The sequence below is a fragment of the Streptomyces sp. Z423-1 genome, from assembly GCF_013009255.1.
GTDB lineage: Bacteria > Actinomycetota > Actinomycetes > Streptomycetales > Streptomycetaceae > Streptomyces > Streptomyces gossypiisoli.
The window spans coordinates 8,156,505-8,177,545 of sequence record NZ_CP053109.1; the positions used below are offsets into that span (position 1 = coordinate 8,156,505).

Here is a 21,041-nt window from a genome sequence, read left to right on the forward strand (position 1 = left end):
GGTGCACCACATCATAGTTCAATAGACTGAACTCTGCCATCTAGAATAATGGACGGAATGTGTCGGACCTCGACCTGCTGACCCAGTCCCTGGCGCGGAACGTCAAACGCTGGCGCACCGAGCGCGGCTTCACCCTGGACACCCTCGCCGCCCGCGCCGGGGTCAGCCGCGGCATGCTGATCCAGATCGAGCAGGCCCGGACCAACCCCAGCCTCGGCACGGTCGTCAAGATCGGCGACGCCCTCGGCGTCAGCATCACCTCACTGCTCGACTACGAGCAGGGCCCCAAGGTCCGTATCGTCCCCGCCGACCAGGCCGTACGGATGTGGCACACTGACGCGGGCAGCTACAACCGGCTGCTCGCCGGCGCCGAGGCCCCCGGCCCGCTGGAGCTGTGGGACTGGCGGCTGATGCCGGGCGAGAGCAGCTCCTCCGACCCGCACCCGGCCGGCACGGTCGAACTCGTCCACGTCACGGCCGGTGAACTGACGCTCACCGTCGACGGCGTGGACTACGGCGTCCCGGCGGGCGCCAGCGCGTCCTTCGACGCCGGGGTGCCGCACACGTACGGCAACGAGGGCGACGTACCGATGGAGATGGTGCTGGCCGTGTCCGTGCCGCCCGTGCACTGAGGCACGTACGAAGAGCCGCCGAACGGCTGTTAGCGTGCCGATATGCGCGCACCCATCGGACACTTCGACCAGGCGACGCCCGCCCCCGACTGCCTCGACGAGCTGACCGGCCCGGTCGCCGACGCCGTCCGGCACTGGCGCGGCAGCGTCCCCGCCGACCAGATCGTCTATGTCGACACCGACCCGCGGTGGGCCGACACCAACGTCTTCGTCGAGCACTACGGCCGGGAACTGCTGGAGCAGTCCGCGAACTGCGTGGTCGTCGCGGGCAAGCGCGGCGGCGAGACCACGCTGGCGGCCTGCGTCGTGCTCTCCACCACCCGCGTCGACGTCAACGGGGTCGTCCGACGCCAACTCGGCGCCCGCAAGGCCTCGTTCGCCGCGATGGACACGGCGACCGGCGAGTCCGGCATGGAGTACGGCGGCATCACCCCGATCGGACTGCCCGAGGGCTGGCCGGTGCTGGTGGACTCCGCCGTCGTCGACCTGCCGTACGTCCTGGTCGGCAGCGGCCGACGGCGCGGCAAGCTGCTGGTGCCGGGCAAGGCCTTCGCGGAACTCCCGGGCGCCGTGGTGCTGGAGGGGCTGGGGATCGCCTGAGGCCGGGCCTCACGCCGTGGCGTGGTGGGCCAGCGGCAGATGCGGGTCCGCCTCGCCGGGCGCGTGCGCCGGGTCGGCGTGCACGAGGGCCGCGGTGAGGCGCGGTACGGCGTGCAGCAGGGCGTGTTCGGCCTCGACGGCGATCGCATGGGCCTGACGTACCGTCACCTCCCCGTCCACGACCACCGCCACCTCGGCCCGCAGCCGGTGCCCGATCCAGCGCAGCCGCAGCTCGCCCACCTCCTGTACGCCCGGCACCGTGCGCAGCGCCCGCTCGGCCCGGTCCACCAGGGCCGGGTCGACGGCGTCCAGCACCCGCCGGAACACCTCGCGCGCCGCGTCCCGCAGCACCAGCGTGATCGCCGCGGTGATCGCCAACCCCACGATCGGGTCGGCCAGTTGCCAGCCCAGCGCCGCGCCGCCCGCGCCCAGCAGCACCGCCAGTGAGGTGAATCCGTCCGTACGCGCGTGCAGCCCATCGGCGACCAGCGCCGCCGAGCCGATCGAGCGGCCGACGCGGATCCGGTAGCGAGCCACCCACTCGTTGCCCGCGAAACCGACCAGCGCGGCCACCGCGACCGCCGGGATGTGCTGCACCGGACGCGGGTCGAGCAGCCGCTCGATCGCCGTCCACCCCGCGAAGGCGGCCGACGCGGCGATGGTCAGCACGATCACGATGCCCGCCAGGTCCTCCGCACGGCCGTAGCCGTAGGTGAAGCGGCGGGTCGCCGCGCGCCGGCCCAGTACGAAGGCGATCCCGAGCGGTACGGCCGTCAGCGCGTCCGCGGTGTTGTGCACCGTGTCGCCGAGCAGCGCCACCGACCCGGACACCACGACCACCACGGCCTGCGCGAGCGCGGTCACGCCGAGCACCGCCAGCGACACCCACAGGGCACGCATGCCACGGGCGGAGGACTCCAGGGCCGAGTCGACCTTGTCGGCGGTGTCGTGGGAGTGGGGGGTGAGGAGGTGGGTCAGGCGGTGGGGGAGGCGGGAGCGGCGGTGATGTCGCTGGTCCTGGTGGTGATGCGCGTGGCCGTGCTGGTGCTGGTGCTCGTGCCGGTCGCTCACGGTTGTCCCCTTCCGGTGCGCGTCGCTGGACGTACGCCGTCCTCGGGCACCATTATGTGCGTATGAGCGCACGCATGCACCTATCACCTGCACAGGATGCGCATCCGCGCACCCCCGGCGAGGAACAGTTCGCGCTCGCCGCCGAACTGCTCGCCCTGCTCGGCGACCGCACCCGTCTCGCGCTGCTGCACGCGTTGAGCGGCGGTGAGGCGGACGTCTCGACGCTGACCGAGGCGTGCGGGGCGGCCCGGCCCGCGGTCAGTCAGCATCTGGCGCGGCTGCGGCTGGCGGGTCTGGTGAACACCCGCAAGGAAGGCCGCCGGGTGATCTACTCGCTGCGCGACGGCCATCTGCGCAGGGTCGTGGACGAGGCGCTGAACCTCGCCGACCACCGGCTCACCGGGCGGCCGGAGCACGACTGACGCCGATGCCTGGTCAGAGCGCGGGGTCCGTGCCGAGGTACTGCTCCGCGAACGCGGACGCGGCGGCGGGTGACGTGAACAGGCGGCGGAGCCGGGCCAGGGTGGTGCCCGCGTGGTACGGGTCGCCCGACGCGGTCCCGTGGTACACGTCGGACAGCCACCGCGAGAACTCCTGGTAGTCCCAGACCCGCTCCAGGCACTCGGCCGAGTAGCCGTGCAGCCCGCTCGCGTCGCCCTTCGTGAGGTACGCGACGAGCGCGTCGCCGAGCAGGAACGCGTCGTGCAGGGCGAGGTTCATGCCCTTCGCGGCGATCGGCGCTGTGAGGTGGGCCGCGTCACCGGCCAGGAACAGCCGCCCGAACGCCATCGGCTCGACCACGTAGTTGTGCATGTCGAGCACCCGCTTCTCGATCAGCCGGCCCTCGGTGAGGGGCGGGGTGTCCCGGGCGCCCAGCCGCTCCTGGAGCTCGGCCCAGACCCTTTCCTGCGACCAGTTCTCCGGATCGTCGCCGGGCGGGCACTGGAGGTAGTACCGGGTCACCTCGGGGCTGCGGGCCATGTGCCCGGCGAAGCCGCGGGGGTGGATCCCGAACACCACGCAGTCCGAGGACGGCGGCGCCTCGGCGAGCAGCGCCAGCCAGCCGATGCCGTAGTCGTGCCGCGCGATACGGACCCGCTGCGGCGGCAGCGCGGCACGTGTCACGCCACGCGCACCATCACAACCGGCCACGAACTCGCAGTGGATGACCTGACGTTCGCCGGTCTCCGGGCAGGTGTACGACACCGCAGGCCGGTCGGTGTCCAGGTCGTGGAGGCGGACGTCCCGCACGCCGAACCGTATGTCGCCGCCGCGGACGTCGGCGTACTCCCGCACCAGGTCCGTGACCAGCAGCGGCTGCGGGTATATCCAGTGGTGTTGCCCCGTCAGTTCGGTGTACGACAGCCGGTAGCGCCCTCCGGCGAAGCGGAACTCGCACTGGGTGTGCCGCTGGGCCCGCTCCAGCAGGTTGCCGGCCAGGCCCCGCCGTGCGAGCCCGCGCACGGCCCACTCCTCCAGGACCCCGGCCCGTGGCCGCTGTTCGATGAACTCCCTGCTCTCCACTTCCAGCACGACACAGTCGACGGACGCGGCCCGCAGGATGTTGCCGAGCGTCAGACCGGCGGGCCCGGCGCCGACGATGACGACTGGACAGCGGTGCGGAGCGGGGGAGTTGGCGTTGGGGGGAGGTATGGCCACGCGAGCATTATGACGGTGGCCGGACAGGTGGGGGAGGCGCGCGCTAGCCGAGGCGTGGTATCTCGATGGCGGGGCAGCGGTCCATCACCATGTCGAGGCCGGCGGCGCGGGTGCGCTCGTAGGCGGCCTCGTCGACGACGCCGAGCTGGAACCAGACCGCCTTGGCGCCCTTGGCGACCGCCTCGTCGGCGACCGCTCCGGCGAGGTCGCTGTTGACGAAGACGTCGACCACGTCCACGTCGAAGGGGATATCGGCGAGGGAGGCGTAGCCCTGTTCGCCGTGCACCGTCTCGGCCTTCGGGTGAACGGGCACGATCCGCTTGCCATAGCGTTGCAGGACCTCAGCGACACCGTAAGCGGCGCGCCGTTCATTGCTGGAGAGACCAACGATCGCCCATGTGTCCCCCAGTTCGGTGAGGATCTTGCGGATTGCCTCGGTCTCGCTGCGCACGGTGCTCCTCCTGTGGGACGGATGTTCGCGCAGTAGGGAACGACGGGCGGGTGCGCGTCATTCCCCTGGCCTGCTGGTGCCAGGACCCCGACCCGGGTGGCGCCCTGTTACGGGTGGTCGTCCAGGGGCTACCAGGGGAGATGGATGATGGCGTGCGTGCCGGTCGGGGTATGGGGACCCAGGGTGAGGCTTCCTCCGGCGCTTTCGAGCCGGATGCGGTGTGAGGCGAGGCCGATGTGTCCGGTGGCGCGGGCCGCTTCGGCGGCGCCGGGCGGTATGCCGCGTCCGTCGTCGGTGATCTCCAGACGTACCCCGCCCGCGTGCCCGGTCAGCCGCACGGTCACATGTTTCGCGGCGGCGTGTTTGACCACGTTGGTCAGCAGCTCCCGGGCGGCGGCGAAGACCAGTTGCTCCTGGGGATGGCGGATGCCCTCCTCGCACTGGACGTCGACGCTGAAGCCGCCCCGCTCGCCGGCGGCCTGGGCGGCTGTCCGCACCGCTCCGGCCAGTCCGATGTGCTCCAGCACCGACGGGTGCAGCTCCGAGACGACGGAGCGCATCTGACGGGCCGCGTCCGTGAGGGTGCGCTCGGCCCGGTCCAGGGATTCCGCCGGCTGTTCCAGCAAGCGGGCGTCCTCGATGTCCTGGCGCGCCGCGAGGACGCTCTGCAGGGCGTTGTCGTGGAGGGCTTCGGCCAGTGCGGTGCGCTCGCGTTCCTCGACGTTGAGGACTTCGACAAGGAGCCGGGAGCGGTCCTGGCCGAGGCCGGCGATGGTGTGGACCCGTGCCCGATGGACCCAGGACGTGAGGGCACAGGCCATGCCGACCGTGACGAGGAAGATGGTGTGCATGACCGCGGCCAGCAGCCCTCGTGGGCCCTCGCCGACGCCGGTGGCCGCCACGAGATAGACGAAGGCGGTGAGCGTCATCAGGGCGACGGTGGTCCTCGGCTGCAGCTGGAACGAGGCCATCATGGCCACCACGAAGAACGCGTCGTCGATCAGCGGCAGCGACGGCTCGGGGACGGGGTAGCCGCGGGTGAGTACGACGAGTCCCACGAGCACGGCCAAGTCCACGATCAGTACGGCCCAGATGAGCTTCGGGCGCGCCCGCCCTTGCCATACGGCCCGCAGTCGTAGGACCGACCACACGCCGTACGCAATGATCAGGACGTTTCCGGCGGCGACGTGCTGCCTGTCGGGGAAGACGGACGCCTCGATCACCAGCAGCACCACCAGCACGCATCGCAGGAGGGCCTGGACGCGCGCGACGCCTTGGGGGTGGTCCAGGGCCACGGTGTTACTTCCCGGCCACGCCCGCCACGGGGGACGGCCAGTGGCCGTGCCGACGGCTCATGGCACGTCGGCCCGACGGCCGCGGACCGCGTCCTTGAGGCGGCCACGGGCCCGAGCAACCGAGGGAGACATCATCAGACACCCCGCATGTGTCCGATCGGCATCGAAGATGAACATGATCACCCTGTCTAGGAGAATACGCCATTGCTCAAGTTTGGACGGTTTGTCCCCCTTATGAGGGAAGTGCAGTCGGGCCCGGTCCCTGCTCAGGGACGGGCCCGACTGCCGAGACGTGGGCTAGCCAGCGCTGGAGCCGCCGAGTACGACGATCGTGAACGGGGTGGACGCGAGCTGCTTGCCGTTGCAGAGCAGCGAGACCTTGTACTGCCCCGGGGTGTTGCTCACCGTGGCGGTGGCCTTGTAGGTGCCGTCAGTGTTCACCTTCATCGACGTGGCGCCCTTGCCCGCGAAGGCGGGCGAGGTCACGGCGTACAACCCGCTCCTGGAGGCCCCGGCGGGAACACTGCCGGTGATCGTGACCTTCTGGCCGTTCGCCGCCCCCGTGGGGTTGACGGTGATCGTGGCGGTCGGGGCGGGGGCGGGGGAGACGACCTTGAAGCTCGCCGTGGCCGCGGCATTGTTCGGGTGGTCACTCGTGTAGAGGTATGCCGTGTAGGTGCCAGGGGTCTGGGTGGCCGTGGCGGTAGCGGTGAAACCGAGTGAGTGGTTGTGGGTGACCATGGCCTGGTGGGAGCTGCCCGCGAACCCATAGGAAACGATCTTGGTGACGTGCCCGAGCGGCTTGCCGTTGTGGGTGGCCACCGCGCCGTCGAAGGTGATCTTCGCCCCCGGCGCCACCTTCGACGGCGCGGCGTTCATGACGGCCGGCTCGTACCAGTGCTGCTGCTGGGACGCGACGCTCGTCGTGTCGGGACCGATGCTGAGATCACTGGCGGAGGCAGTACCGGCGGGAATGGCGACGGATGCGGCGATGATGGCCGCAGCGGCCGTGATCTTGGACAGACGCATGAGGGGCCTTTCAGGACTGGGCCGATCGGCTGGGATCGAGCTCGGATCGGCAAGACAAGAGGTGAAGGCGCGGCAGCTCGGCGGGGGCCCGTTGGGCCCCGTCGCCTGTCGCGTGCCATTCCAGAATTAGGGCTGCGTGGTGAGTGCCCTATCCATCGGCCGGACCCTGCCCGGGGCCACACAGCGATCCTCCGACCACCGACGGATGGGGGACGAAGCCGAACGGCTCACGGCGTGGGTGGTGCTGCTCCTCGCATGGACCGCTTGCGCCGGCCGTACGTGTCCCAGCCGCGCTCCTGCGGTGTCGTACCGCCCCAGACTCCGAACGGTTCGGGCATCGATTCGGCGTGCTTGAGGCATTCGGCGGTCACTGGGCAGGTGGCGCAGATTTCTCGGGCTTGGCTTGCCTGCTCGTCCTGATTCTTCCCCTTGGGAAAGAACAGCCTTGGTTCAGCACCGATGCATGCCGCTCGGCTGTTCCAGGTGGGAAGGCTCTTCAGGCCGACGAAATAGGCGGGCAGTTGCCGCCGGGGATAGGTGTCACTCAGTACGGTTGTGCGTGCCATACCTCGTGTTTAGCAACCGGAATCGAGCCGGGGTGGCCCTCCGGGTGGAGCATGACGCTGCTGCCGATGAGGTCGGCCGATTGGGGGAAGTGCCTGTCCACCGGACGCCCGAGTCGGAGCCCGGACCATGCCCGTCTGCGGGGCATCAGACGCGGATTCCGTGGCGGCGCAGATACTCGACGGGGTCGATGTCCGAGCCGTAGTCAGGAGTCGTACGCACCTCGAAATGAAGGTGGGGACCAGAGACGTTTCCGGTGGAGCCGGAAAGACCGATCTCCTGACCGGCCTTGACTTTGTCCCCGGCGTGAACGGTGATGCGGGAGAGATGGGCGTACTCGCTGTACTCGCCGTCGTCGTGCTTGATGACGACCTGGTTGCCGTAGGAGCCGGCCCAGCCCGCGGAGACGACACAGCCGTCGGCGACTGCCTTGATGGGCGTACCCGTGGGGACGGGGAAGTCGACGCCCGTGTGATAGCCGCTGGCCCACATGGCGCCCGCCGCGCGGTACGGGGTGCCCGGTGCGGCCTTGACCGGTGCGCTGTAGCCGTCGGGGCCGGTGGAGGGATCGCCTTCCGGGTGTGCGGAGGGTACGACGCTGTCTCGGGTGGCCTGTGCATCGACCGAGCAGTCGCCCGAACCGCCGCTCCCGTCCGGCCCGTTGCCGGGATCCGTGCTCCAGCCGTCGGCGCTCCAGTCGCTGCCGGTCTCGCACGGGGACACCCTGTCGGAGGTGCTGACGGGAGCCGCGACGGCCCCCGTCGCAGCGACGAGGGGCAGGACGATGCCGGCGCCTGCGGCTCCGAGCACGAGCAAGGCGCGGGACTTTCGGGTGTACTTGGGGCGACGGTGACGGCTGCGTCGAGCCATGGGATTTCCTCTCCGATGCCTGCGGGGCGAGTTGCCGCTCCTGCCGGCGGGAGTTGAAAAGTAGACGGACCACATTCCCTGCGACAAGTAGTTGTTGTCTTCCGAAGCCTGGTTCGGCTCAGCGTCAGGGAACTGCTGGGTCGATGCAGCGGTCGCCGCCCGTAGGAATGTGAAGACACCCGATGAAGGGCCGATTGGAGGATATCGGTCACTGTGGGCGGGCCATAGCGTCGTCGCGCAATTCCCAGCGTCTCCGCACCGGATCCGAACGCGCAATCCCAGAGGTTTCCGCCATGACGTCTTCCATCATCCGCACTCTCGGGAAACTGGGGAGGATGCGGCCCCTGGCCGTCCTGCTGTCCGTAGCCGGGATGCTGGCACTGTCCGCCTGTTGTCCCGTCCACGCCGCCGGCTCTGCCGCACCGCCACCTCCACCACCTCCACAGATCACCATCACACCCGCCGACGGGGCGAAAGACGTGAAGCCCGCCGAGCCGATATCCGTGAGTTCCAAAGGGGGGACGCTCAGCTCCATGACCCTCACGGGGCCGGACGGCACCCCGCGGCCAGGCGCGCTGAAGGGCGGCACCTTCGTCCCCACTCGGCTGCTCGCCACCGGGACCACGTACAGCGTCGCGGCGACCGTCGTCGATACCCAGGGCCACAAGCACACCCGGATCAGCCACTTCACCACGCTCACGCCGGACACGGTCAACAAGATCACCCTGTTGCCGTCGAAGGACTCCGTCGTGGGAGTCGGGCAACCCGTGTCGGTGCTGTTCGACGACCCGGTCACCGACAAGGCCGCGGTCGAGCGGCACTTGAGGGTCACCAGCAGCAACAACACCCAGGGCTCCTGGGGTTGGGTGAAGGACTTCAGCGGCCGGGACCGCATCGACTGGCGCCCTCACACCTACTGGAAGCCCGGCACCACCGTCACGCTCAAGGCCGACCTCAACGGCGTCGACAGCGGTGACGGCCGATACCTGGTGCGGGACTACGCCACCTCCTTCACCATCGGCCGCAGCCAGCTGGCAAAGGTCGACCTCACCGCCCACCGGCTCACCTTCTACCGCGACGGCAAGCCCGTCAGGACGATCCCCGTCTCCGGCGGCGATCACCAGCACCGGACCTGGAGCGGAATCATGCTGGTCCTGGCCAAGGAGGGGACGGTCCGGATGAACTCCGAAACCGTCGGCATGGGGAGTTCCTACAACCTGCTGGTCCACAACGCCCTGCGCCTGACCGGCTCGGGCACCTACGCCCACCAGGCCGAGTGGGCCGCCGCCGCCATCGGCAGGACGAACGCCAGCCACGGCTGTATCGGTATGAACCCCGCAGATGCCGCCTGGCTCTACCGTCAGGCCCAGGTCGGCGACGTGTTCCAGGTCGCCGGAGGCAAGGAGACAGCCGCCGTGGGCAACGGCTTCGGCGACTGGAACCTGACGTGGCCCGCCTGGCAGCATCTGTCCGCCCTCAGCTGACGGGTGGCTCAGGCACCGTCCACCGATCGAGGGAAAGAACGCGGGCCTCCCGAAGGGCCGGCCGGCGACTCCGCTCACGAACGGCGCTGCCCGACGACGGTTCAGCGGCGGCGCATGCCGTTGAGCCTCTGAAGTCGAGGAAGACAGGTAGAAATCGTGATGAGCAAGCGTCGAGCCGCTGTTCCGCTCACCGTGGCGGCCGCGACCGTACTCGCCCTTCCGGCGGCGGCACATACCGCCCCCGGAGAGCAAGCGGCCGGACCGGTGCCCCGTGAGACGGGCCTCCTGCCCGGGGAAGGTTCGACCGTCGGTGTCGGCATGCCGGTCTCCCTCCACTTCGACAAGCCGGTCGCCGACCGCAAGGCGGTCCAATCGGCGATCACAGTGATCTCCAGCAGCGGCCAGCGCGTGGTCGGCCACTGGTTGGGCAGGAACCGCCTCGACTTCCGCCCGAGGACGTACTGGAAGCCTGGCTCCGAGACCACCGTCAAGATCAGGCGGAACGGCATCCCGGGCACCGAGGGCATCACCGGTACGAAGAACGAGACCCGCCACTTCCTCCTACGTACAACGGGCAGATGGTGATCTCGCAGAAGGAGCACGAGCCACGGATGAACTGCGCCACGGTCGGCTTCACGGACGAGCACGACCAGCCCGCGTACGACATCCCCGACGTGACCCACGCCCTGCGGCTGAGCAGCTCGGGTACCTTCCTGCACGGCAACTACTGGTCGAATAAAGGTGTCTTCGGCACCGCCAACACCAGCCATGGATGCATCGGGCTCAGTGACACCCGGGGCGGAGAGGATCCGAGCACCCCTGCCGCCTGGTTCTTCGCCCCCTCGCTCATCGGCGATGTCGTGATCGTCAAGAACTCCGGCGACAAGACGATCCGGCCCGACAACGGCTTCGGCGACTGGAACATGACCTGGAACGAGTGGAAGGCCGGCTCGGCCGTCTGACGCGGTGTCGTCCTGCACGTCGCGCCCGTCCTCCCGATCGAGTGCGACGTTTGATCACCTGGGCCTGAAGTACACCCCGACCGGGCGGGACCCCGCAGGGCTCACCGATCTCCCCGCTGCTGGCCAACATCGCCCCGCATGTCCTCGATGAGGCATGGCAGGACGAGGGCCGCCGGCTGGGCGAGCTGGCAGCAGTGCGTGGTCGCGGCCCACTGCCGCCAGTTCGGGCCCGTGCCCAGCGGTGCGTCGGCGGGTGGGCAGCGCCGGCTGGGACTCCGCCGCTCGTCCTACGGCTGCGATGAAGCCGAGGCTGTGGGGGTGGGCGAGACCGTTCCCGTCAGTGATGTCCATGGCCCCGAGGACGAGGCCGGTCGCGGGCCGTGGATGGGGCGGTGGCGCATGTCCAGGGCTGTACGCGTCGGACGAAGTGTTCGGCAACGAAGCGGGCGAACGGTGAATGCCGCTACCTCGCCCCGAAGGACGGTCAGGTCCTCCGGGGCGAGGTAGCGGCGTCAGGTCCCGCGGCTTCAGTGCGCTGCGGTCGTCCGATCGGCCTTGGCCGTGTCCGCTGAGGGGGACGAGGCAGGCTCTGCTTTCTGCGGTTCGGCCGTGGGCCGTGCGTCGTCGGCCTGCGGTTCGGCCGTCGGCTGGGCATCCTCGGCCTTCGGCTCCGCCGTGGGGGACGGGGCGGTGTGCGGCTCGGACTGTACGGGTGCGGGCTGTTCACTGCCGGTCCCCGTCTCCGCCCCGGACTCCGCTTCCGGAGCTGCGTCCCGCGCGAGCGCCACGACGGTGACCGTCCCGGCCTCGGGGTCGGTGACGTACGCCCGGCCGCCATCAGCAGACACGGCGATCGCCTTGGCGAGGTCGGCCTTCTCCGCAGCGCTGGGAACGATCTGGTCCTTCGTGGCATCGAAGACGCCCACACCGAGCTTGGCCAGCCCGCTCTCGGTGTGCGAGCTCCCGGCGCTGTAGACGTGCTTGCCGTCCGGGGAGAACGCCACGGTCCTGGCGTCGGCTTCGGGCATATGGGCCACAATCCGCTTCGTGGAAGCGTCGAATACCGTGATTTCCCCCTTGGCTCCGACGGTGTAGAGACGTCCGTCGGGGGAGAGGGCGACGTCTTCCACTCCTCCGTCATGGGTCAGGAACTCGCCTGCGATCCGGTCGGGCTGCTTCACCTCGATGGCTACCGCTCCATGGTCGGTGGCGAGGTAGAGCCGGTCGCCGGAGGCGAAGGCCAGTCCGCCGCGGAGCGCCGCGGCGCCTTCCGGCAGGCGGATTTCGTGCTTCGTGTGCTTGGCGACATCGACCAGCCAAGCCGCGCCGTCTCCGTCCGCCAGTCCGATGTACTCGCCGTCGGGCGAGACCGCGACGCTCTGGGCCTTCGCGGGTCCCCACACGTCGGGCAGCAGGGTGTTGGTCGCGGTGTCGATCACGTGCGTGCCCGACTCGCCGACGACGTAGAGGCGGCTTCCGTCGGGACTCATGGCCATCGACCGGGCGCCACGCTCTTCCTGCTGGGTGGGCAGGTTGATTCGATGGGCCACCTTGTTGGCCGCGGTGTCGATCACCGACACCGATTCGGGGAGAAGCACGTAACCGTGGCTGCCGTCAGGGGCGACGACCACGGACCTCGGCGCCTCACCCACGGCGATCACGGCTTCCTCCGCGGTGCGGGAAGAGTCATCCGCGGTGCCGTCCTGCCGCGAGGCGCCGTCCTCGGCACCCTTGTCACCCTTGGGGCCCTTGGGGCCGTGCACGTTCCAAGCCCCTTCGGAAGTGTCGGCACGGTGGTGGTCCGTGGTCTCGATTGCCGCCGGATTCTTGTCGTTCCAGTCCGCGGCCATCGCGGGTGAGACGCCGGCCAGCCCCAGGCTGGCAGCACCGAGCACGACTCCGCAGATTGCCGTGCGATAGATCCGAGATCGAGTCACGTTGCTCATGAGAAGTTGCCATTCAGGTAGAGGCGAATGTTCCTACTCGTCCAATTTCGCCCGCGTGTCGCTAAATTGTCGCTAACGGTCTGTTGTCATCACCGTGACGTGCCCTGCCACGCCTACAACCAGGCGTCGAACCGGCGCACGTACCACGTCTTCACCAGCTGGGTGAGCGCGCAGTAGGCGAGCAGGGTGGCGATCAGCCACGGGAAGTACCCCAGCGGTAGCGCCTGCATCCCGACAGACGAAGCCAGCGGTGAGAACGGCAGGAAGACACCGAACGCCATGACGGCCGCCGTCATGAACAGGACCGGCAGGGAGGCCCGGGACTGGATGAAGGGGATCTTCCTCGTACGGATCATGTGCACGATCAGCGTCTGGGACAGCAGTCCCTCGATGAACCATCCCGACTGGAAGAGCGTCTGGTGGGCGGTGCTGTCGGCGCCGAAGACGTGCCACATGAGCAGGAAGGTCGTCATGTCGAAGATCGAGCTGGTGGGGCCGATCAGCAGCATGAAGCGTCCGATGCCCCTCGGATCCCATGTGCGGGGCTTTTGCAGGTATTCCGGGTCCATCCGGTCCCAGGGGGTCGCGAGCTGTGAGATGTCGTACGCCAGGTTCTGCACCAGCAGCTGGATCGCCAGCATCGGCTGGAACGGGATGAACGCGCTGGCCACCAGCACCGAGAAGACATTGCCGAAGTTCGAGCTGGCCGTCATCTTGATGTACTTGATGGTGTTGCCGAACGTCGCCCTGCCCTGCAGTACGCCGCGCTCCAGGACCGTCATGTCCTTCTCGAGCAGGATGATGTCCGCGGACTCCTTGGCTATGTCGACAGCCGTGTCGACGGAGATGCCGACGTCCGACTCGCGCAGGGCGGCCGCGTCATTGATGCCGTCGCCGAGGAATCCGACGGTGTGCCCGTCGGCCTGGACGGCCCGCACGATCCGCGCCTTCTGTACAGGGTTGACCTTGGCGAAGACGGTGTTCCGGGCGACGCACTCGCGCAGCAGCGCATCGTCCATGGCATCGATCTCCGAGCCCGTCACCACGTCTCCGACATCAATGCCGACGTCTGCGCACACACGTGCGGCGACCAGCTCGTTGTCGCCCGTGACGACCTTGACCGCGATCCCCTTGTCCGCGAGACCGCGCAGCGCGGCAGCGGCGTCGCGCTTCGGCGGATCGAGGAAGGCCAGGAAACCGACCAGGGTCAGCTCGGACTCGTCATCGACGCCGTAGGTGTCGCGGTCCCCGGGGAAGGTACGCGTCGCCACGGCGAGGACGCGCAGCCCCTGCCTGTTGTTGTCCTCGCAGACGCGCGTCACGTGCTGGCGCAGCTCGTCGGTGAGCGCGACCGTACGGGACCCGTCCCTCATCCGCAGGCACCGGGCGAGGATCTCCTCTGCCGCGCCCTTGCTGATCAGGATGTGCTGTCCATCCCCCGGGCGGCCCGTCAGAGCGGTCCTGGCGAGGACAACGGACATGCAGCGCCGCTCGAAGTCGAAGGGAACCTCGTCGACCTTGGTGAAGGCGGCGTCCACGACGATCTCTTCGGCCTCGTGCACGTGGTCGATGACGGCCTTGTCGAGCAGATTGCGCAGACCTGTCTGGAAGTGGCTGTTGAGGTACGCGTACTGCAGCACCTCGTCGTCCTCACGGCCGTGCACATCGAGGCAGCGGTCCAGGACGATGCGGTCCTCGGTGAGCGTGCCGGTCTTGTCGGTGCATAGTACGTCCATCGCCCCGAGGTTCTGGATGGCGTTCAGCTTCTTCACCACGACCTTGTGACGGGCCATGGCCACGGCACCGCGCGCCAGGTTGGTGGTCACCACCATCGGAAGCATCTCCGGGGTGAGGCCGACCGCGACCGCCACGGCGAACATGAAGGCCTCGGCCCAGTCGTGCTTGGTCAGGCCGTTGATGGCGAAGACGACGGGGACCATGACGAGCATGAACCGGATCAGCAGGAAACTGACCTTGCGCACACCGACGTCGAAGCTCGTCTCGGGCCGTTCTCCCGACAGCGAGCCGGCCATGGAACCGAAGTACGTGTCGGCACCCGTGGCGACCACCACACCGGCAGCGGTCCCGGACGTCACCGAAGTGCCCATCAGGCACAGGTTGTCCGCCTCCACGGGGTCGGTCGTCTCGGACTGGCCGTCCCCGCCCTCGCGAGTGTCGGCTTTGGCGACCGGCAGTGACTCGCCGGACAGCGCGGCCTGACTCACCATGAGGTCCTTGGCGGTGAGCAGACGCAGATCGGCGGGGACCAGATCACCGGCAGCCAGATGCACGATGTCACCGGGGACGACGTCGTCGAGTGGCACTTCCGCGGTGACGGGGGTGGCGTGACGCGACGGCCGGCGACGTACGGCCGTCGTGGTGCTGACGAGTGCCGTCAGCGCACGGGCGGACCTGGCGGACCGGTGCTCCTGCCAGAACCGCAGCAGCCCGCTGATCAGGACCATGGTGGTGAGAATGAGGACGCCGGGGTCCGCCGGGTCACTGATGCACATGACCGCGGCGAGGCACGCCAGGACGACGATGAAGGGGTTGCGGAACGACGTGACCAGCTGGATGGTCCAGTGCGGTACGCGCTGCTGGGCCACCACGTTGGGGCCGAGCCGGTGCAGTCGGCGGGCTGCCTCCTGCTGAGTCAGACCCTTGTAGGTGACGCCCAGTTCCGCCAGCGCGGTGCCGGCGGGCCGGCTGCTGATGGCCGCGAGACGATCACCGACGGCGCGGGTCCGTGCCTCCAGTTCGACGGTCTTGCGCCTGCGGCGGCTGCGGCCGGGAGGGGCGAGGGTCTCGGGGGTGAGTGTGATCACGGGGATACCTCCTTCCGCGCACGACCGGCTGCCCTGTGGCCGCGTCAGGCACCTCATGGAGGGATGACGGTCATGGAGGGATGACGGTCATGGAGGGACGACGGGCGACAGCGGCGGTCGTGGTCGCGGAGCTCTGAAAAGACGTGTCGGCGGCAGAAGGGCCGCCTCCGGCATTGATGAGTGCGTGGTCCTCGGACTGCGGCAAGGACTACTTCCCTCGGGACTTATCCCGACCACCTCCTCAGCTCAGGGGGCAACGGCGCACCGCCGATGCCGCAGCCACGAGTGTTGCAATCACACGCCGGAGGAAATGTCGGCCGATCGGACCACACGGCGGAGGATTCGTACGAGGCGATACCGGGAGAGCCGATTCCGTGCCCGGTGCTCCGGTGCTGATCGGAGCATTTTCTTCTTTCAGGCCTCTGACTGAGCCTCTTTCATCCTGTCTCTGAAGGGTCATAGGTCCAGGTCAGAGGGATGATGACGTGGCGAAGCCCCTCGTCGTTGGTTGTGGTGATCTCACTCAACACGACCATCGGCCGGGGGGCTTCGTTGGTTCCGTATCCTTCCATGCTCGACGTCCCGTACGAGCTGGTTGAGCATGTCTCCTGGCTCATCTACGCCCGAAGGCGTGAACTGAACTCGCCGTGGCGGAAGCTCGGTTGCTTCAAGCAGGCTCTGCTCGCCCTGGCCCACCTACGGAAGAACGAGACGTTCGCCCAGGTGGGAGCCGGTTTCGGTGTCTCGGAGGCGACGGCCTGGCGCTACGTCGACGAGACCCTCGAGGTCCTGGCCGCGTGGGCCCCGGGCCTGCGCGAGGCCCTCGTCGGGCTGGGCGAGGGCGACTTCGTCATCGTCGACGGGACCTTGATCCCCACCGACCGCATCGCCGCGGACGAGCCGTACTACTCCCAGAAACACAAGAAGCACGGCATGAACGTGCAGGTCGTCGCTCGTCCGGACGGCACACCGCTGTGGCTCTCACGCGCACTGCCGGGCCGCACGCACGATCTGACCGCAGCCCGCGCCCACGGCATCGTCCAAGCCTGCCTCACCAGAGACATCCTCGTCCTCGCCGACCGCGCCTACCAGGGCGCCGGCGCCACCGTCCGCACCCCCTACTACCACCACCGCGAACAACCCGATCACTACCAGCAGTTCAACCGACCGCTACTGCGACAAGTCCAACCCCGAGCCGCATCACCACGATGCCCGGATCTCCTTCTCCAAGGAGGGTCCGCCGTACATCGAACTCATGGAATTCCATGGTTCGGGAACGCATTCGAGTGCCCAAGGAGAAGGGTTTCACCACCTGGGCTTCCTCGATCACCCCGACCCCGAGGGCCGCCTCGCCGATCTCGCAGCCCTGGGGATCCACGACGACGGCATGGCTCTCGCACCGGACAACAGCATCCTGCTGTGGTTCACGTCCAAGAAGCACCTGAACGGCATGCGCCTCGAATACGTGAGCACGACACCGCAGCCCATCGTCAAAGACGACGGTTCCGAGCCCTACCGGGACATCCGAGGTTGCCCCGTCCTCTGGCCGCCGGAGCAGACCTGACATCCGCGGTCGCGTCTCCCGCGGCGCCGGCCCCGTGCCCCCACCCACGCAACGCAAGGAATCAAACGCAGCGTCATGGAAACCACCCACGCCTACACATGGACCGGTAAGAACCGCATCGAGCGGCTCGAACTACCGATGCCTCAAACCCCACCCGGCGGCCTGCTGCTGGAGGTCACCGCCAACGGAATCTGCGGCACCGACCAGCACCTGATCTCCCGTGAGCCGAGGAGGCCGACCGTGCTGGGACACGAAATCGTCGGACGTGTCGTCTCCTTCGGCCCCGGACACCCACAGCGGGACGCCGACGACCGGCCCCTGCGCGAGGGGGACACCGTGGCGCTGTTTCCCTGGGTGCCGTGCCACACATGCTGGGCATGCCGACGCTTCGGCCCTGGCGCGGCGACGTGCACGGAAGCCTTCGTCTACGGAATCCCCCTGGAGGACATCGGACTGGAGGGCGGCGTGACGAGCATGTCCGGCGACGGCCCCGCCCTTACCGGTGGGCTGGGCCGCCACATCGCCGTGCAGGCGGGAACCTATCTGTGGCGCGTGCCCGAGCATGTACCCACTACGGTGGCGTCCTTGCTGGATCCCCTCGGCGTGGCCGTGCGTGCGGTGGATCTGGCCCGAACGAACTCAGGCTCTTGGGACGAGACCCTCACGAGCGACGCGACGGCCGTGGTCCTCGGGGCCGGCGCGGTCGGACTTCTGACGGCGATGGTCCTGCGCCACGTGGGCGTCGGCAAGGTGGTCGTCTCCGGGTCTCGTCCGGGCCGTATCCAAGCGGCGAGGGACGTCGGCGTGGACGTCGTCCTGGACACCGCCGGAAGCGACGCGGCGACACGCCGGAAGGCCGTCCTCGACCTGACCCAGGGACGCGGAGCGGATCTGGTGATCGACGCGGCCAGTCGGCCCGCCGCTCTGAGCGAGGCGCTTGGGATGGTCCGCCGTCTGGGCACCGTAATCGAAGTGGGCAATATCGTCCCCGGCGACCACGGCATCACGATCGATCCGGCGCTGGACGTCTGCCAGCGCAATATCCGCCTCATCGGTATGAGCTTCAATCCGCCGCGCTCCTATGCGGAGGGCATGGCGCTGCTCACTCAGCACGACAAGATCCCGTTCGAACGTCTGATCACTCACGCGCATCCATTCACCGCGATCGACCGCGCGCTGGAGGATCTGACCGGCGACGACACGGTCAAGGTAACGCTGACCGTCTAGCAAGTGCTTGTCTGCCGCGAAACGGCAGGGCCTTGGACTTCACCAGCCAGTCAGCAAACGCAGTGGGGAATCGCGTGTATGCCACGACATCAGAATAAGAGTGTGATTGGCGGCGGACTCTTGCTCGTCGGCCTGACAGCCGGCGGCTTGTTCGGATATTCGATCGCTGCTGTCAACGAAGCTCTGCGGCCCTTGAACGACACGTTCACTCTGACAGGTCTGGCCCATGGGGCGCTGGTCAGTGGCCTGCTGATGGGAGCGCTGCTGGGCTGTGTCACAGCAGGGCGGCTCGCCGCCAGGTACGGCCGACGAAGCCTCCTGGTGTGGTCGGGTCTGCTGGCCACGGCCGGCAGCGCCGTCGCCGCGGCGGCACCGACACTCGAGACGTTGGTCGCGGGGCGCCTCATTCTCGGGTTCGCCGTGGGAGTCACCACCTCGGTCGCCCCTGTGCTGATCGCCGAGCTTTCTCCCGCCGACCGCCGAGGATCCCTGATCGCGTGCTACCAACTGGCGGTCACCGTAAGGGCACCAGCGCGTCAGGCCGCCCCGCCGCCAGTCCGCGATCCAGCGGTCCGGCGTCCACCGGGAGATCCGCAGCGGCCGGCCGTCCGGATCCGGATGCGTCAAGATGGCAGCCGTTTCCTGCCAGCGGTGACGTCGGTGATGCCGACGCGTCCGTGGGACTCCGGGAGGCTGCCGCCCGTGGCGAGGTCGACGAGAAGCTCGGGGTGCGATGCCCTCCCGGGTACGCCTGGACGTCCCCGGGCCTTCCATCCGGAACGCGTGTCGTGCGTACGGCCGTCCGCAGGCCTAGGCTCGCTGCGTGCTGCGCATCATCGACGCCCGGACCGGAGAACCCGTCGACGCGTCCACGACCCGCCGGGGACTGACCTGTGTCGAGGCCCACGCGCCCGCCCTCGGTCCCACCGCCCTGCGCGTCCTGCTCGTCGCCGACGTGCTGGTCAGGGCCCTGGAACTGGGGGGTACGCCGGTCCTGGGGGTGCTGTCCGGCGACCGGGACCGGGCGGAAATCCGGGCGGCCGCCGCGGCCCTCGGCATCCGGCCCTTCGAGGACGTGGGGGCGGGGCTCGGGGAGTGGCAGGTCATCCATGTGGTGGAGGAGGGCGGGGCGCTCCTCGAAGGGGTGTGCGTCGCGGTGGCGCCGGTGTCGGACGGCGGGGGCAGGCCGGTGGGCGACGATCCCGCCGTGTTCCGTCTGGCGCTGCTGTCCCGGCGCCGCAGTGATCCCGCGCAGCTCGACGACACGGCCCTGGGCGAGGCTCGTGACACGCTCGCCCGCTGGCGGCGGGCCGTCGCCGACTGGGCGCGGCATCCGTCGCGGCCGGTCCCCGAAGAGGTGCGCGGACAGCTCCGTACCGCCTGGGAGGACGACCTGGACGTGCCCTCGGTGCTGCGCGTCCTGCGCCGTGTGGAGAACGAACCGGACCTGCCGTACGGCGCCCGCTTCGAGACGTACGCCTACGCGGACCGGCTGCTCGGGCTCGATCTGACCCGCGACCTGGGAGCCCCGGCATGATCTCGCGCGCGGGATCGGGCCCCCTGCGCCGCCTGGTCGTGCTGCGGCACGCCAAGTCCGCGTGGCCGCCGGACGTCGCCGACCACGAGCGCCCGCTCGGGCCCCGGGGCCGCCGGGACGCGCCGGCCGCCGGTCGCGCGCTCGCCGAGTCGGACTGCCTGCCGGACCTCGCCCTGTGCTCCACCGCCGTACGCGCCCGCCAGACCTGGCAACTGGCGTCCGCCCAGTGGGGCACCCCGCCGCCGGTGCGGCACGACCCACGGCTGTACGCGGCCGACGTACCCGACCTGCTGGCGGCCGTGCACGCGGTGGCGCCCGAGATTCGGACCCTGCTCCTCGTCGGACACAACCCCGGCCTGGAGGAGCTGGTCCTGGCGCTCGCCGGGGACGGTATCGGTGACACGCTTGACCGTGTGCGGGCGAAGTTCCCCACCTCGGCGATCGCCGTGCTCGCCTGGTACGGGAGCGGTTGGGACGCGCTGCGGCCCGGGATGGCGCTGCTGACCGACGTGCTGGTGCCCCGAGGGAAGAAGTAGGGACGGCTCTCGCAGGGGGCGCTCGCTGGGAGGGCTCCTGGGGAGCGGTTTCGCCCGTCGCGGGGCACGCGCGCGTAGCGCATAGGCTGGCCGGATGCAGGACGAGTACCGCACCGTCGCCCGCGCGGGTGTGCACGAAACCGAGGTCAACCGCTCGCGCTTCCTGTGCGCCCTCGCCCCGGCCGCCACCGAGCAGGAGGCCCAGGCCTTCATCACCGCCGTGCGCAAGGAGCACGCCGACGCCACCCACAACTGCTGGGCGTACGTCATCGGCGCCGACGCCGCCATCCAGAAGGCGAGCGACGACGGCGAACCGGGCGGCACCGCCGGCGTCCCCATGCTTCAGATGCTGCTGCGCCGCGACATGCGGTACGTCGTCGCCGTCGTCACCCGCTACTACGGCGGGGTCAAGCTCGGCGCGGGCGGGCTCATCCGCGCCTACGGCGGAGCGGTCGGCGAGGCCCTCGACGCCCTCGGCACCCTCACCCGGCGCCGCTTCCGGCTGGCCACGGTGACCGTCGACCACCAGCGTGCGGGCAAGGTCCAGAACGACCTGCGCGCCACCGGGCGCGAGGTGCGCGACGTGCGCTACGGGGAGGCGGTCACGATCGAGATCGGGCTGCCGGACGCCGACGTGGACGCGTTTCGGGCATGGCTCGCGGACGTCACCGCGGGGGCGGCGGGGTTCGAGTTGGGTGGGGAGGCGTACGGGGACGCCTAGTTCGGGGGCTTTTCCGCGGTAAACGGGGTCAAATGCCCGTAACGGACATGGTCTGCGCCGGTCATGAC

At 69.2% G+C, this 21,041-nt stretch carries 18 protein-coding genes and 3 pseudogenes; 11 read left to right on the forward strand and 10 right to left on the reverse strand.

Translation table 11 applies throughout. From position 1 onward, the window contains the following. Positions 1-59: 59 nt before the first annotated feature. Positions 60-632: an XRE family transcriptional regulator gene (locus HJD23_RS37040; RefSeq protein WP_171113117.1), complete on the forward strand. Its 573-nt coding sequence runs from the start codon at positions 60-62 to the stop codon at positions 630-632. Positions 633-674: 42 nt separating this feature from the next. Next, complete coding sequence (locus HJD23_RS37045; RefSeq protein WP_171113115.1) at positions 675-1,232, forward strand: YbaK/EbsC family protein; 558 nt, start codon at positions 675-677, stop codon at positions 1,230-1,232. A gap of 9 nt (positions 1,233-1,241) precedes the next feature. On the opposite strand, the gene HJD23_RS37050 is transcribed toward HJD23_RS37045, so the two are convergent. After that, positions 1,242-2,303, reverse strand: a complete 1,062-nt coding sequence (locus tag HJD23_RS37050) for a cation diffusion facilitator family transporter (RefSeq protein WP_171113114.1) — start codon at positions 2,301-2,303, stop codon at positions 1,242-1,244. A 62-nt stretch (positions 2,304-2,365) separates the two neighbouring features. Between HJD23_RS37050 and HJD23_RS37055 the strand changes: the two genes are divergently transcribed. Further along, a complete protein-coding gene (locus HJD23_RS37055) occupies positions 2,366-2,725 on the forward strand; it encodes a metalloregulator ArsR/SmtB family transcription factor (protein WP_171113112.1) in 360 nt (119 codons plus the stop codon). Positions 2,726-2,738: 13 nt separating this feature from the next. Here the strand turns inward: HJD23_RS37055 and HJD23_RS37060 are convergent, their stop codons facing one another. The 6 genes from HJD23_RS37060 to HJD23_RS37085 form a co-directional block, all read right to left on the reverse strand. Next, positions 2,739-3,962 (reverse strand): 4-hydroxybenzoate 3-monooxygenase, encoded by a 1,224-nt coding sequence (locus HJD23_RS37060; RefSeq protein ID WP_171113110.1) that lies wholly within the window; start codon positions 3,960-3,962, stop codon positions 2,739-2,741. A 43-nt stretch (positions 3,963-4,005) separates the two neighbouring features. After that, on the reverse strand, positions 4,006-4,413 hold the full coding sequence (locus tag HJD23_RS37065) for a CoA-binding protein (protein WP_171113108.1): 408 nt from the start codon (positions 4,411-4,413) through the stop codon (positions 4,006-4,008). Between the two features lie 128 nt (positions 4,414-4,541). Further along, a complete protein-coding gene (locus HJD23_RS37070) occupies positions 4,542-5,708 on the reverse strand; it encodes an ATP-binding protein (protein ID WP_171113106.1) in 1,167 nt (388 codons plus the stop codon). Between the two features lie 297 nt (positions 5,709-6,005). Then, positions 6,006-6,737, reverse strand: coding sequence for a hypothetical protein (locus HJD23_RS37075; protein WP_171113104.1), 732 nt, complete (start codon positions 6,735-6,737; stop codon positions 6,006-6,008). A gap of 227 nt (positions 6,738-6,964) precedes the next feature. Beyond that, entirely contained in the window at positions 6,965-7,303 is a 339-nt protein-coding gene (locus HJD23_RS37080) for a WhiB family transcriptional regulator (RefSeq protein WP_171113102.1), read from the reverse strand. A 145-nt stretch (positions 7,304-7,448) separates the two neighbouring features. Then, complete coding sequence (locus HJD23_RS37085) at positions 7,449-8,171, reverse strand: M23 family metallopeptidase (RefSeq protein WP_171113100.1); 723 nt, start codon at positions 8,169-8,171, stop codon at positions 7,449-7,451. A gap of 371 nt (positions 8,172-8,542) precedes the next feature. Here HJD23_RS37085 and HJD23_RS37090 point away from each other — a divergent pair, with 371 nt between their 5' ends. Beyond that, positions 8,543-9,655, forward strand: coding sequence for an Ig-like domain-containing protein (locus HJD23_RS37090; protein ID WP_240981011.1), 1,113 nt, complete (start codon positions 8,543-8,545; stop codon positions 9,653-9,655). Between the two features lie 297 nt (positions 9,656-9,952). Continuing rightward, positions 9,953-10,617, forward strand: a pseudogene (locus tag HJD23_RS37095) (L,D-transpeptidase); the annotation flags it as partial. Positions 10,618-10,806: 189 nt separating this feature from the next. Here HJD23_RS37095 and HJD23_RS44370 read toward each other — a convergent pair. From HJD23_RS44370 to mgtA, 3 genes and pseudogenes are all read right to left on the reverse strand, one after another. After that, positions 10,807-11,059, reverse strand: a pseudogene (locus HJD23_RS44370) (transcriptional regulator); the annotation flags it as partial. Positions 11,060-11,144: 85 nt separating this feature from the next. After that, a complete protein-coding gene (locus tag HJD23_RS37100; protein WP_171113098.1) occupies positions 11,145-12,512 on the reverse strand; it encodes a hypothetical protein in 1,368 nt (455 codons plus the stop codon). 164 nt (positions 12,513-12,676) lie between these two features. Continuing rightward, on the reverse strand, positions 12,677-15,388 hold the full coding sequence (mgtA, locus tag HJD23_RS37105) for a magnesium-translocating P-type ATPase (protein ID WP_240980897.1): 2,712 nt from the start codon (positions 15,386-15,388) through the stop codon (positions 12,677-12,679). 570 nt (positions 15,389-15,958) lie between these two features. On the opposite strand from mgtA, the pseudogene HJD23_RS37110 reads away from it, so the two are divergent. The 6 genes and pseudogenes from HJD23_RS37110 to HJD23_RS37140 form a co-directional block, all read left to right on the forward strand. Beyond that, positions 15,959-16,555, forward strand: a pseudogene (locus tag HJD23_RS37110) (transposase family protein); the annotation flags it as partial. Positions 16,556-16,643: 88 nt separating this feature from the next. Further along, positions 16,644-16,952, forward strand: coding sequence for a hypothetical protein (locus HJD23_RS37115; protein ID WP_346770349.1), 309 nt, complete (start codon positions 16,644-16,646; stop codon positions 16,950-16,952). Between the two features lie 75 nt (positions 16,953-17,027). After that, positions 17,028-18,179: a zinc-binding dehydrogenase gene (locus tag HJD23_RS37120; protein WP_171113094.1), complete on the forward strand. Its 1,152-nt coding sequence runs from the start codon at positions 17,028-17,030 to the stop codon at positions 18,177-18,179. Positions 18,180-19,002: 823 nt separating this feature from the next. After that, a complete protein-coding gene (locus tag HJD23_RS37130; protein WP_171113092.1) occupies positions 19,003-19,716 on the forward strand; it encodes a hypothetical protein in 714 nt (237 codons plus the stop codon). Further along, positions 19,713-20,252 carry a histidine phosphatase family protein gene (locus HJD23_RS37135; RefSeq protein WP_171113090.1) on the forward strand — a complete coding sequence of 180 codons (540 nt, stop codon included), beginning with the start codon at positions 19,713-19,715 and terminating at the stop codon, positions 20,250-20,252. Before HJD23_RS37130 ends, HJD23_RS37135 begins: the two co-directional genes overlap by 4 nt. A 94-nt stretch (positions 20,253-20,346) precedes the next feature. Continuing rightward, positions 20,347-20,973 (forward strand): YigZ family protein, encoded by a 627-nt coding sequence (locus HJD23_RS37140; RefSeq protein WP_171113088.1) that lies wholly within the window; start codon positions 20,347-20,349, stop codon positions 20,971-20,973. Positions 20,974-21,041 lie beyond the last annotated feature (68 nt).

Excerpts from the sequence above, each read along its gene's own strand:
- HJD23_RS37045 (WP_171113115.1), top strand. The coding sequence starts at position 675 with ATGCGCGCACCCATCGGACACTTCGACCAGGCGACGCCCGCCCCCGAC.
- HJD23_RS37055 (WP_171113112.1), top strand. The coding sequence starts at position 2,366 with ATGAGCGCACGCATGCACCTATCACCTGCACAGGATGCGCATCCGCGC.
- HJD23_RS37075 (WP_171113104.1), bottom strand. The coding sequence starts at position 6,737 with ATGCGTCTGTCCAAGATCACGGCCGCTGCGGCCATCATCGCCGCATCC.
- HJD23_RS37080 (WP_171113102.1), bottom strand. The coding sequence starts at position 7,303 with ATGGCACGCACAACCGTACTGAGTGACACCTATCCCCGGCGGCAACTG.
- HJD23_RS37085 (WP_171113100.1), bottom strand. The coding sequence starts at position 8,171 with ATGGCTCGACGCAGCCGTCACCGTCGCCCCAAGTACACCCGAAAGTCC.
- HJD23_RS37090 (WP_240981011.1), top strand. The coding sequence starts at position 8,543 with ATGCTGGCACTGTCCGCCTGTTGTCCCGTCCACGCCGCCGGCTCTGCC.
- HJD23_RS37115 (WP_346770349.1), top strand. The coding sequence starts at position 16,644 with ATGGAATTCCATGGTTCGGGAACGCATTCGAGTGCCCAAGGAGAAGGG.
- HJD23_RS37120 (WP_171113094.1), top strand. The coding sequence starts at position 17,028 with ATGGAAACCACCCACGCCTACACATGGACCGGTAAGAACCGCATCGAG.
- HJD23_RS37135 (WP_171113090.1), top strand. The coding sequence starts at position 19,713 with ATGATCTCGCGCGCGGGATCGGGCCCCCTGCGCCGCCTGGTCGTGCTG.
- HJD23_RS37140 (WP_171113088.1), top strand. The coding sequence starts at position 20,347 with ATGCAGGACGAGTACCGCACCGTCGCCCGCGCGGGTGTGCACGAAACC.